We start from the raw sequence: 11,915 nt of genomic DNA on the forward strand, positions 1-11,915 counted from the left end.
TCAAGCGAGCAGCACCTCGGCGCCCGCGGCCGTCAGGCTGCGCAGCGTGGCCGGATCGGCCCCGGCGTTCGTGACGACCACGTCGACGTCCTCGGGCCCGCACACGCGCAGGGCGCCCGTCCCGGGGAACTTGTGCCGGTCGACCAGCAGCAGCACCTGCCCCGCCGCGGCGATCATAGCCCGCTTGAGCGGCACCTCGGCGAGCGTGGTGTCGACGAGCTGCCCGTCGGGGCGCACGCCGCTGGCGCCCAGGAACACCCGGTCGGCCACCACCTGCTTCAGCGCGGCCTCGGTGAGCACCCCGACCAGCGAGTGGTAGGGACGCCGGACCATGCCGCCGAGCAGCAGCAGCTCGACCTCGGGGTCGCAGCGGAGCGCGTCGAGCACGGCGAGGCTGGAGGTGACGACCGTGACGCGCCGCCCGCGCAGCCGCCGGGCGAGGCACGCGGTGGTGGTGCCGATGTCGAGCAGCACCACGTCGCCGTCGCGGACCAGCTCGGCCGCGCGTGCCGCCACGGCCTCCTTGTCCTGCCCGTCGACCTCGGCGACCTCGGCGAAGGGCCGGTCGGCGTCGGCGTCCAGGCTGGGGAGAGCGCCGCCGCGGACGCGGCGCAGCGTGCCGTCGCGGTCGAGCACCTCGAGGTCCCTGCGGATGGTGGACGGGCTCACGCCGAGCTGGCTGGCGAGATCGCGGACGCTGGTGGCGCCTGAGAGCCGGACGCGGCGCATGATCTCGGCATGCCGGAGGCGCTGAAGCACGGCGTCACCTTATCAGTCATTTCCGCCCAACAGTAAGCACCAAGTAAGCATTTCGTACGCATTTGGTGTCATCGTTCGCACGGAGGGCTTGAAGTGTGCGCGTAAACGTGCAAGATTGCGCACATCGCGGCGTGTCGAGGAGGCCTCATTCCCGTGACTGTTCAGGCGTACGACCCTCTCGCCGGCGAACGCACCCCCGGCAGCCCGCAGTTCGACGTGTTCCTGGCGGGCACGGTCTTCCTGGACATCATCTTCACCGGGCTGCCCGCCATGCCCGCCGCCGGCACCGAGATCTGGGCCGACGGCATGGGCTCGTGCCCCGGCGGCATCGCCAACCTCGCCATCGCCACCAGCCGCCTCGGCCTGCGCACCTCCCTGGCCGCGGCCTTCGGCGACGACGACTACGGCGACTTCTGCTGGCGCACGCTGGAGGAGCAGGAGTCGGTCGACCTGTCGAGGTCGCGCCGCTTCGAGCACTGGCACTCGCCGGTCACCGTCTCCATGGCCGTCGACCGCGACCGCAGCATGGTGACCCACGGCCACCCCTCCCCCATGTCCGCCTCCGAGATGATCGGCAAGCCGCCCCGCTCCAAGGCCGTGATCGTCACCCTCTCCGAGGACGAGCCGCTCGGCACCCCCGGCAGCGCGTGCAACTGGGCCGAGCTGGCGCACCGCGACGGCGCGCTGATCTTCGCCGACGTCGGCTGGGACCCGTCCGGCTCCTGGTCCTCCGGGGTGCTGGAGCAGCTGTCGATCTGCCACACCTTCATGCCGAACGCCGTCGAGGCCATGGCCTACACCCGCACCGACACCCCGCGCGACGCGCTCTACGCCATCGCCGACCACGTGCCGGTCGCCGTGGTGACCGACGGCGCCAACGGCGCGATGGCCATCGACTCCACCACCGGCGAGGAGGCGTTCGTGCCCGCGCCGCGGGTCAACGCGCTCGACCCCACGGGCGCCGGCGACGTGTTCGGCGCGGGCTTCGTGCTCGGCACCCTCTGCGGCTGGCCGCTCACCGACCGCGTCGCCTTCGCCCAGGTGTGCGCGGCCCTCGCCGTGCAGCAGTTCGGCGGCTCGCTCGCCGCCCCCGGCTGGGGCGACATCGCCGACTGGTGGCACGAGGTACGCGCCACGGCCCCCCACAGCGGCGCCTACGGCAGCTCACTCGCCCGCCGCTACGCCTTCCTGGACCGGCTGGTGCCCACCGACCCGGTCGGCGCGGTACGCCGCGCCGCCGCCACCATCGCCCGCTACGCCGACGTCGGCGTCGCCCCCCAGCCCCAGCCGGGCGGCGAGGCCACCCCGGTGACGGACGCCGGATCCAGGAAAGAGGGTCCGCGGGACGACTCGCACGGGGGTGGCCCCGCGCACGACGACGGGGACCCCGGCACCTCCCGCGTGCCCGCGCAGAAGGAGTAACCATGACGTCCACGACGCGACGGACGGCGCGACGGACGGGCCGCACCCCGGCGATCGCACTGCTCGCCGCCGCCGCCCTCGCCCTGACCGCGTGCGCACCCGGATCCTCCGCGCCGCCCGCCCCGCAGAGCCCGGCGGCCCCGTCCGCCGTGCGCACCGACGCCGCCGCCCTCGGCGACGTCACGCTCACCGTGTGGGACCAGGAGGTCCGCGGCGGGCAGGCGGCGCAGATGAAGCAGCTCAACGACGCCTTCCAGGCCAAATACCCCAACATCAAGCTCAACCGGGTGTCCCGCTCCTTCGACGACCTCAACACCACCCTCCGCCTCGCCCTCAGCGGCAACGAGCCCCCGGACGTCGTCGAGGCCAACAACGGCCGCTCCTCCATGGGCGCGTTCGTCAAGGCCGGCCAGCTCCTCCCGCTCGACGCCTACGCCGACGCCTACGGCTGGAAGCAGCGCTACCCCGAGTCCGTCCTGCGCTACTCCCGCTACAGCGCCGACGGCAAGCTCTTCGGCGAGGGCAACCTGTACGGCCTCCCCCAGGTCGGCGAGGTCGTCGGCGTCTTCTACAACAAGGCCAAGCTCACCAAGCTCGGGCTGCAGCCGCCGAAGACGTGGGCCGACTTCGAGACCGCGCTCGGCACCGCCAAGACCGCCGGCGAGGTGCCCCTGCAGCTCGGCAACCTCGACAAGTGGCCCGCCATCCACGTCTTCGGCACCGTCCAGGGCCGGCACGTGCCGGCGGAGCAGATCTCCGCGCTCGCCTTCGGCCGCAAGGGCGCCTCCTGGACCACGCCCGAGAACACCGCCGCCGCCGAGCAGCTCGTCGGCTGGGTCGACAAGGGCTACTTCGCCAAGGGCTTCAACGGCCAGGGCTACGACCCCGCCTGGCAGGCGTTCGGCAAGGGCGAGGGCGTCTTCCTCGTCGCGGGCACCTGGCTGCTCGCCGACCTGGAGAAGGCGCTCGGCGACGACCTCGGCTTCATGCTGCCGCCGGGCGTCACCGCCGACGCCGCGCCGGTCGCGACGGGAGGCACCGGGCTGCCGTTCGCCATCACCGCCAAGAGCCCCCACCCGGACGCGGCGGCCGCGTACGTCGACTTCATCACCAGCGCGGACGCCATGAAGGTGCTCACCTCGACCGGCAACCTGCCGGTCGCCGAGACCGGGGAGCAGAGCGTCAAGGCGGGGCCGCAGCAGGACGTCTTCACCGCCTTCGGCACCGTCACGGAGAAGGACGGGCTGGTCCCCTACCTCGACTACGCGACCCCGACCTTCGCCGACACGCTCGGTGCGGCGCTGCAGGACCTGCTCGCCGGGAAGGCGAGCCCGCAGGAGTTCCTGGCCACCCTGGAGAAGGACTACAAGACCTTCGCCGAGAGCAACTGATGGCACGGCGGAGGGCGGCGGGGCGGCCTCCGGGCGAGCCCCGGCGCGTCGCCTACCTCTACCTGCTGCCGGCGTTCGTGATCTACGCGGCGTTCCTGCTGTTCCCGATCGGGCGGGCCGTGCAGTTCTCCCTCTACGACTGGGACGGGCTGTCCGTGGGCAGGTGGGCGGGCCTGGACAACTACGCCGCCATCGTGGCCGACGAGGGGCTGCGCGCCGCCTTCGGGCACGCGCTGGTGCTCGTCGTGTTCTACGCGCTGATCCCGCTCGCCATCGGCCTGGCGCTGGCGGCGGTGCTCAACCACGCCAAGGTGCGCGGGCTCGGCTTCTTCCGCACGGTGGTGTTCCTGCCGCAGGTGGTGGCGATGGTCGTGGTGGCGGTGGCGTGGCGGCGGGTCTACGCGCCCGACGGCACGCTCAACGGCCTGCTCGGCGCGCTCGGGCTGGACTCGCTGACGCGGGGCTGGCTCGGCGACTACACCTTCGCGCTGCCCGCCGTCGGGGTGGTCGGCACGTGGGTCGAGACGGGGCTGGTGACCGTGCTGCTGCTGTCCGGCATGAGCCGGGTGCCGCCCGACCTGTACGAGGCCGCGCGCCTCGACGGGGCCGGCGCGGTCAGGGAGTTCTTCGCCGTGACGCTGCCGTCGGTGCGCGGGGAGATCGCGGTCGCCCTGACGCTCACGGTGATCGCCGCGCTGCGCACGTTCGACCTGGTGTACGTGACGACGCGCGGCGGTCCCGGCACGTCCACGACGGTGCCGTCGTACGAGGTCTACCACCGGGCCTTCGGGCTCGGCCAGGTGGGCTCGGCGGCGGCCGTCGGGGTGACGCTGGCGCTGCTCATCTTCGTGATCTCGTTCGGGATCAACCGGTTCGCCGACAGGGGGCTCACGTGATCTCGCGCGGGGAGCGGGTGGCCAACTACGTCATCCTGTCGGTGTTCGCGGTGTTCGCGCTGCTGCCGATCGTGACGATCCTGGGGGCGGCGCTGGGGCCGTCCGACAGCGGCGGGACGGCGGGGGCGGCGAACTTCGCGGCGGCCTGGGAGGTGGGCCGGTTCGGGACGTACCTGCGCACGAGCATCGCGGTGTCGGCGTTCGTCGTGGTGGTCAGCGTCGTGCTGTCGGTCATGAGCGGGTACGCCTTCGGCACGATGCGCTTTCGCGGGCAGTCGGCGCTGTTCTACCTGTTCATGCTCGGGATCATGATGCCGAGCGAGGCCGTCGCGGTGCCGCTCTACTTCGACCTGCGCTCGCTCGGGCTGATCGACACGTTCTGGTCGGTGGCGTTGCCGCAGGTGGCGCTCTCGGTGGCGTTCGGCACGTTCTGGATGCGGGCCTACTTCCGCGCCTCGAACCGGGCGATCGTGGAGGCGGCGCGCATCGACGGGGCCTCGACGTGGCGGATCCTGTGGCAGGTGCTGGTGCCGCCGGCGCGGCCGGCGGTGGTGACGCTGACGGTGCTGGTCTTCATGTGGACGTGGAACGAGTTCCTCATCCCGCTGATCATGGTGACCAGCGAGTCGCTGCGTACGGCGCCGCTCGGCCTGGCGTTCTTCCAGGGCCAGCACACCTCGGGCTTCACCCTGCTCGCGGCCGGGTCGGTGATCGTGGCGACGCCGGTCGTGATCTTCTACCTGTTCCTCCAGCGACACTTCGTCCGCGGGCTGCTCCAAGGGGCGGTTCGCGAGTAGATCCTCCGGAGGCGCCATGCGATTGATCCTGTCCGCCCTTCTGCTGCTCGTCCCGGGAGCCGCCGCCCTGCCCGCCCAGGCGGCGGCCGCCCCGGCCGCGCCCGTGGACCTCGACGCGCTGTTCGTCGGCGCGCACCCCGACGACGAGGCGTTCAGCCTGTCCACCCTCGGCCAGTGGAACGAGGACCACCGCGTCCGCACGGGCGTGGTCACCGTCACGCGGGGCGAGGGCGGCGGCAACGCCGTCGGCCCCGAGGAGGGGCCCGCGCTGGGGCTGCTGCGCGAGGCCGAGGAGCGCGCGGCGGTCGGCGGGGCCGGCGTGCGCGAGGTGTTCAACCTGGACGACGTCGACTTCTACTACACGGTGAGCGCCCCATTGACCGACCAGGTCTGGGGCGGCGACACGCTGGAGAAGGTCGTCAGGGTCGTCCGGCAGACCCGGCCGGAGATCCTGCTGACCATGGACCCGGCGCCGACGCCCGGCAACCACGGCAACCACCAGCAGGCGGCCAGGCTGGCGATCGAGGCGTTCTACGCGGCGGCCGACCCGAAGGCGTTCCCCGAGCAGCTCACGCGGGAGGGGCTGAAGCCGTTCGCGCCGGCCCGGCTGCTGACCGGCGGCGGGCGCGGCACGTCGCAGGCAGGGCCGTCCTGCGGGGCGACCTTCCGCCCGGCGAACCCGGCGCAGAACGTGTACGGCGTGTGGAGCGGGCGCACCTCCGGCGGCGGCCGGACGTGGGCGGCCATCGAGCGGGACTCCCAGCGCGTGTACGCCTCCCAGGGCTGGGCCGTCTTCCCCGACGTTCCCGCCGACCCCGCGCAGCTCGGCTGCGACTTCTTCACCCAGGTGGACGCGCGGGTGCCGTTCCCCGAGCCGGGCACCACGGCCGCGGCGGCGCCCACGGCGATCCTGGACGGCGTGCTGACCCGCCCGGCGGGCTCCGTGCCGCTCGGCACCGGGCTGTCGCTGCGCACCGGCGCGTTCGACGTCCGGCCTGGGACGCCGTTCGCCGTGGAGGTCTCGGTGACCGCCCGCGAGCCGCTGGGCCGCTCGTCGGCCGCGCTGCGCCTCCCCGAGGGCTGGACCGCCTCCGGCTCCGGCGACCTCGGCCGGATCACCCCCGGGCGGGCGGCGACGGCGCGGTTCACCGTCACGCCGGCGGCGGGGGCGGCGGGCCGGGCGCGGATCGGCGCGGTGCTGACCACCGAGCGGGGCCGCGGCTGGACCGACCGGCAGGTCGAGGCGAGCCCGGCCGTACGCGGCCGGCAGCAGCTCCTCCCGCAGGTCGCCCAGTACGAGAAGTGGACCGCAGACGTCGGCGTGCCGCAGCTGCGCGGCCTGGTGACGCCGGTGCTGACGCTGCCGTCGGGCGGCTCGCGGCAGGTCGGCGTCGTGGTGACGAACGTCGGCGACGCGCCGCGCGCCGGCACCGTGCGCGTGGACCTGCCCGCGGGCTTCGCCGCCGACCGGGCCGAGGCGGCCTACCCCGAGCTGGCGCCGGGCGCGTCGGCGACGGTGCCGTTCACGGTCACGAACACCGACGCCGCGCTGAAGACGTCCAACGAGGGCGGCGACTACGCCTACACCGTCACCGTGGACGGCGTGGTCACCGACCGGCCCGCGCTGGAGCTGGTGCCGGCGGCCACGATCCCGCAGGCCGGCGCCGCGCTCGACGTGGACGGGGACGACTCCGGCTACCCGGGGCCCGCGATCGACGTCTCCCGGCTGTGGGAGGGCACGGCGTGCTCGTCGGCGGCCGACTGCTCGGCCACGGCCCGGCTGGCCTGGCACGAGGACACGCTGTACGTCGCGGTCCGGGTCAAGGACGACGTGCTCGGCACCCGGCTGGCCGCCGCCGACTGCAAGCGGCACTGGCGTACGGACGCGGTGGAGATCGCGCTCGACCCGCGCGGCACGTCGGAGAACACCTCCACGACGTTCAAGGCGGCGGTGCTGCCGGTGACCGCCGAGGGGCCGCCGTGCGCGCTGCGCGACGCGGACAACCGGCAGGGCCCGGCCACCGGGATGCGGATCGCGTCCAAGGTCTCCCCCGGTGAGTACACGGTGGAGGCCGCGATCCCGCTGGAGCTGCTGCCCGGCTCGGTGGATCCGCAGCACCTCGGGCTCAACATCCTGGTGTACGACTCCGACACCCAGGACAAGACCGGGCAGACCCGGATCGGCTGGTCGACGTGGGGCGGCGTGCAGGGCGACCCGTACCGGTGGGGCGTGGCGTCGCTGGCGGGCTACCGGAGCACCGAGCGGCCGGCCCCCGAACCGGTCATCCCGGACACGGCGCTGTCCAGCCTGGACTCGCCGCAGTCGCTGGAGCAGGCGGTCCGCGTGAACGTGCCACCGGCCGGCGGCCCCGCGGCGGCGGACGCCGGGCAGGTGGTCACGGCGGTCCGGGCCGGGAACGCGGTCACGGTGACGTTCCGGGCGGCGGGGCCGGGCAAGGCCCACCTGTTCGTACGGGACGCGCGGGGCACGGCGGGCTCGGCGGTCACCGCCGTGCCGCGCCGGGGCACGACGACGGTGAAGGTCCCGCTGACCCGGACCCTCGCCGCCGATCCCGCCGTGGTCGCCGGCTGGGAGTCCTCGCGCGGCGGCGCCTCGGCGTCCCGGGCCCGCGTACGCTGACCCGCGCGTAGGGGGCACGCGGGTGCCGGCCGCCCGCCAGTTGGTCCGGCCGGCACCCGTGCCCCCCGTCCGGCCCGGTCAGGAGCTTCCCGTGGCCGTCGGCGTCGGCTGGGCCGACGTGGACGGGTCCGGGGACTCGCCGGGGCCGTCCTGGGGGATCGTGGTGATCGAGGCGGTCGGGCGCGGGCATTCGCGGCGGGCCGCCGCGTCGCCGCGCCGCCGGCTCGCCGGGTTCGCGCACTCGCCCGGATCGGGGCCGCCCGGATCGGGGTCGCCGGGTTCGCCGGCGGTGGGCGGCCGGGAGGTGTCCTCCCGGTTCGGGGCCGGGGTGACGACGGCGACGGTGGCCGCCGTGCGGGTGCGGGTGACGTACACGGTGGGGGTCCTGCCGGAAGGGCGCTCGACGGCGGGGGTGACGACGGCCGGGACCGTCCTCGGGATGCCCGCGCGGCCGGGCGGCGACGGACCGCCGGTGCGGGTGGCGGGGGGACGCAGGGTGGAGTCGGCGCTGGACTGCGGCACCACGGCGGGCGGCGGCGCGACGGACCCGCCTTCCACGTCCTGCCCGGAACCGGACGCGGCGGCGATGACGGTGACCGCCGCGATCGAGACGGTGGCGAGGGCGGCGAAGGTCGCGTGCGACAGCTGAGCCCCCGCCCGCCCCCGGCGACGCCCGTCCCCCGGCCCGGACGCCACCGCGCTCGCCGGCTGCCCGGACGACACCGCCGGCGACGCGGCCGGCTCCCCCGACGGTGGGTGGTCGCCCACCGGGTACGGCACCGGAGTCCAGATCCGGCCGAGCACGCCCTCCACCGCCTGCCGCAGATCCCGCGGAACGCCGACCCCGCCCGCCGCCAGCAGCGCCCGCAGCAGTTCCGCGGCGTCGGGCCGCCGGCCGGGGTCCTTGGCCAGCGCCGCTTCCACGGCGGGCCGCAGCAGGACGGGCAGGCGGTCCAGCCGGGGCGGCTCGAAGAGGATGCGCCGGGTGATCGCCTCCGTCTCGTCGCCCCCGTGGCCGCTCCCGTACGGGTGGTGCCCGGACGCGGCGAACGCCACCACGCACCCCCACGCGAACACGTCGGCCGCCGGGAGGGCGTCCCCGCCGGTCAGCCGTTCGGGCGCGACCCAGCCGGGACTGCCCATGACCTGCCCGGCCTGGGTGTGGGCGTCCGCGCCGCGTTCGCCGGTGACGTCGCGGGCGATGCCGAAGTCGATGACGCGCGGCCCGCGCGGCGACAGCAGCACGTTGGCGGGCTTGAGGTCGCGGTGGACGAACCCCGCCTCGTGCACGGCCACCAGACCGGCCGCCGCCCCCAGTGCGACGCCGTAGGCGAGGCCGGGCGCGAGGGGTCCGGTGGCGAGGACGACCTGCGAGAGCGCGGGCCCCGGGATGTACTCGGTGACGAGGTACGGCCGCTCGTGGTCGGCGCCGTCCTCCAGCACGGCGGCGGTGCAGAACGGCACCAATCTGCGTGAGAAGGCGACTTCTTCGGCGAAGCGGGCCAGCAGCGTGGCATCGTGGAGGTGCGCCGCGTGCGGCGTCTTGAGCGCGACGAGGCCGCCCCGAGGGTGCTCGGCCAGGTAGACGACTCCCATCCCGCCCGCCCCGAGACGGCCGAGGAGCGGATATCGGCCGATGACGACCGGGTCGCCCGCCGCCAGGGGCCGCACGCCGGGAGGCATGCCGCTCTCACCACGCGCCATCCGGATTTCGCCTCTCCTGTCTGGAACACGGCCAAGGCACACTGTGGCCGCATCCGCGGAGGCTGTCCGCATGTCTTACTTAAGCGGTATTGGAGGTAAGGCGGTCATTCCCCGCAGGTGAGGAAGGGGAGGGCCGGAAGCTGCGGGTGAGGCTGGTGTTCCCCGGCCCCGGGGAGAGCCGTCAGCTCGCGAGGGCCGCGGCCTCCTCGGCCTCGACCTTCCTGTTCCAGTCGCGCTTGACCTCGCGCCAGGCCTCGTCGTCCACGCCGCGCCGCCAGTAGCCGGAGATCGACAGCCGCTCCAGCGGGATGCCGCGCTCGACGCGCAGGTGGCGGCGCAGCTCCTTGACGAAGCCGGCCTCGCCGTGGACGAACGCGTGCACGTCCCCGTCCGGGAACTCCAGCTCGCGGACGGCCGTGACCAGCCGCTCCCCCACGGGGCGGTCGCCCCGGTAGAGCCAGGTGATGTGCGCCTCGGCCGCCGTGCCGAGCTTCAGCTCGTCCTGCGGCCCCTCCACCTCGATGAGCACGTACGCGAGCGTCCCGTCCTTCAGTGCCTCCAGCGAGGCGGCGATGGCGGGCAGCGCGCTCTCGTCGCCCACCATGAGGTGCCAGCCCGCCTCCGGGGAGGGCGCGTAGCCGCCGCCCGGCCCCAGCAGGAACACCTCGTCGCCGGGCGCGGCCCGCTCGGCCCAGGGGCCGGCCAGGCCCTCGTCGCCGTGGACCACGAAGTCGAGCGTCAGCTCCAGCGCGTCGGGGTCCCAGGCGCGCACGGTGTAGGTGCGCAGGCGCGGCCACACCTCGCGCGGCATGGTCTCCCTGCACGCCTTCACGCTGAACGGACGGGGGTACTCGACGCCCTCGTGCGGAAAGACGATCTTGACGTAGTGGTCGGTGAGGCCGGAGGTCGCGAAGTCCGCCAGCCCGTCGCCCCCGACCACGACGCGGACCATGTGCGGCGAGAGCCGCTCGGTCCGCTGGACGATCCCCCGGTGGTGGTCCACGGGCCTGTCAGCCATATGTCACTGCCCCCTGACGCAGGTAAGGTATACCTAACCTTACACGCTGCCGGGCGAACGGGGCCAGGAAGACCCCTCATTCAGGCAACGCTCAGGCCGCCGCCTCGTCATCCCGCACCGCCGGCCTGGCTCCCGCCGCGGCGAGGAACCTGGCGATGTGCCGGAAGGCCATCCTGGCCTCGGGCAGCACGTCGGCGAGGATCGGGAAGACGTGCGGCATGCGCCGCCACTCCTCGTACCGGACGGGGACCCCGGCGCGGCGCGCCGCCTCGGCCACCCGCCGCCCCTCGTCGCGCAGCACCTCGGTGGAGCCGGTCATGATCATGAGCGGCGGCAGCCCGGTGAAGTCGCCGAGCACCGGCGAGACCAGCGGGTCGCGGGGGTCGAGCCCGTCGGTCCAGCGGCGGGCCAGCCACCGCACCCGGCTGGCCGGCAGCAGCGGGTCCTGCCAGCGGTTGGCGCGGCGCGGGATGTCGGTGAGGTCGGTCCACGGCGACATGCAGACGGCGGCGGCGGGCAGCGGCAGGCCCCGGTCGCGCAGCGCCAGCAGCGTGGCAAGCGTCAGGTGCCCGCCGGCGGAGTCGCCTGCGACGATGACGTTCTCGGGGGCGTGGCCGCGCCGCAGCAGGCACTCGTAGGCGTCGAGGGCGTCGGCCAGCGAGTCGGCCAGCTTGTGCACCGGCCCCTGCCGGTAGTCGAGCGCCAGCACGGGACGCCTGGCCACCACCGACAGCCGCCAGGTGATGGAGCGATGGGTACGCGGCGAGCACGAGAAGTAGCCGCCGCCGTGGAAGTACAGCAGCACCTTGTTCTCCTCCAGCTCCTCACCGCCGCGCACCCACTCGCCGCCGCAGTCGGAGAAGGCGGCCGGCACGATCGACACGTGCGCCGGCTGTGGCGCCTGCACCAGCCGGGCGAGCTCGCCGACGCGGGCGGCGCCGGCCAGCGCGAGCGGATGACGCATGAGGAGCGTGGACGCCGGCTTCAGCGTGCCCCACATGACTCCGGTCAGCGCGCGGGCCTGCCAGCTCAAGGGGTATTCGGGTACCACATCCCCGTTGATCCGCATAACGACCCTCCGACAGGTCTCATTCCCCCGGATACGGCCCTCGCTACCGGCCAGTAGGTATCTCATTTCTTACCCGGATATTTCCTAAATATTTCCGAGGGCGAGAGCGTGTTAAATCCGTTGCGGGCTCGCGGGCCACCGACGGATAATGCCCTGCTTTCCCATCGGCAGGCCCGTGCGCGGGCCCGGACACGGTTCGTCACCGTGCCGTCACACTT

General features: G+C 74.1%; 9 protein-coding genes. 5 read left to right on the forward strand and 4 right to left on the reverse strand.

Features of this window, described 5'->3' with window-relative positions; translation table 11 throughout:
- Entirely contained in the window at positions 1 to 759 is a 759-nt protein-coding gene (locus ABD292_RS45555) for a DeoR/GlpR family DNA-binding transcription regulator (RefSeq protein WP_344219063.1), read from the reverse strand.
- 153 nt (positions 760 to 912) lie between these two features.
- Between ABD292_RS45555 and ABD292_RS45560 the strand changes: the two genes are divergently transcribed.
- From ABD292_RS45560 to ABD292_RS45580, 5 genes are read left to right on the forward strand one after another with little or no spacing between them, the layout of a single operon-like run.
- Positions 913 to 2,181 (forward strand): carbohydrate kinase family protein, encoded by a 1,269-nt coding sequence (locus ABD292_RS45560; RefSeq protein WP_344219065.1) that lies wholly within the window; start codon positions 913 to 915, stop codon positions 2,179 to 2,181.
- Positions 2,182 to 2,183: 2 nt separating this feature from the next.
- On the forward strand, positions 2,184 to 3,572 hold the full coding sequence (locus ABD292_RS45565; RefSeq protein ID WP_344219067.1) for an extracellular solute-binding protein: 1,389 nt from the start codon (positions 2,184 to 2,186) through the stop codon (positions 3,570 to 3,572).
- Complete coding sequence (locus tag ABD292_RS45570) at positions 3,572 to 4,468, forward strand: carbohydrate ABC transporter permease (RefSeq protein ID WP_344219069.1); 897 nt, start codon at positions 3,572 to 3,574, stop codon at positions 4,466 to 4,468. Before ABD292_RS45565 ends, ABD292_RS45570 begins: the two co-directional genes overlap by 1 nt.
- On the forward strand, positions 4,465 to 5,265 hold the full coding sequence (locus ABD292_RS45575; protein ID WP_344219071.1) for a carbohydrate ABC transporter permease: 801 nt from the start codon (positions 4,465 to 4,467) through the stop codon (positions 5,263 to 5,265). Before ABD292_RS45570 ends, ABD292_RS45575 begins: the two co-directional genes overlap by 4 nt.
- Positions 5,266 to 5,281: 16 nt before the next feature.
- Positions 5,282 to 7,906, forward strand: a complete 2,625-nt coding sequence (locus ABD292_RS45580; RefSeq protein WP_344219073.1) for a sugar-binding protein — start codon at positions 5,282 to 5,284, stop codon at positions 7,904 to 7,906.
- 78 nt (positions 7,907 to 7,984) lie between these two features.
- On the opposite strand, the gene ABD292_RS45585 is transcribed toward ABD292_RS45580, so the two are convergent.
- The 3 genes from ABD292_RS45585 to ABD292_RS45595 all read right to left on the reverse strand — a co-directional run bounded on the left by ABD292_RS45585 (position 7,985) and on the right by ABD292_RS45595 (position 11,661).
- Positions 7,985 to 9,610, reverse strand: coding sequence for a serine/threonine-protein kinase (locus ABD292_RS45585; protein ID WP_344219075.1), 1,626 nt, complete (start codon positions 9,608 to 9,610; stop codon positions 7,985 to 7,987).
- Positions 9,611 to 9,791: 181 nt separating this feature from the next.
- Positions 9,792 to 10,628 carry a siderophore-interacting protein gene (locus tag ABD292_RS45590; protein WP_344219077.1) on the reverse strand — a complete coding sequence of 279 codons (837 nt, stop codon included), beginning with the start codon at positions 10,626 to 10,628 and terminating at the stop codon, positions 9,792 to 9,794.
- A gap of 91 nt (positions 10,629 to 10,719) precedes the next feature.
- Positions 10,720 to 11,661: an alpha/beta hydrolase gene (locus tag ABD292_RS45595; protein WP_344219079.1), complete on the reverse strand. Its 942-nt coding sequence runs from the start codon at positions 11,659 to 11,661 to the stop codon at positions 10,720 to 10,722.
- Positions 11,662 to 11,915: the final 254 nt, after the last annotated feature.

The organism is Nonomuraea bangladeshensis (genome assembly GCF_039529455.1).
Classification (GTDB): Bacteria; Actinomycetota; Actinomycetes; order Streptosporangiales; family Streptosporangiaceae; genus Nonomuraea; species Nonomuraea bangladeshensis.

What these genes read in the sequence shown, in the direction of transcription:
- ABD292_RS45590 (WP_344219077.1), bottom strand. Translation starts at nt 10,628, where the DNA reads ATGGCTGACAGGCCCGTGGACCACCACCGGGGGATCGTCCAGCGGACC.
- ABD292_RS45565 (WP_344219067.1), top strand. Translation starts at nt 2,184, where the DNA reads ATGACGTCCACGACGCGACGGACGGCGCGACGGACGGGCCGCACCCCG.
- ABD292_RS45585 (WP_344219075.1), bottom strand. Translation starts at nt 9,610, where the DNA reads ATGGCGCGTGGTGAGAGCGGCATGCCTCCCGGCGTGCGGCCCCTGGCG.
- ABD292_RS45570 (WP_344219069.1), top strand. Translation starts at nt 3,572, where the DNA reads ATGGCACGGCGGAGGGCGGCGGGGCGGCCTCCGGGCGAGCCCCGGCGC.
- ABD292_RS45580 (WP_344219073.1), top strand. Translation starts at nt 5,282, where the DNA reads ATGCGATTGATCCTGTCCGCCCTTCTGCTGCTCGTCCCGGGAGCCGCC.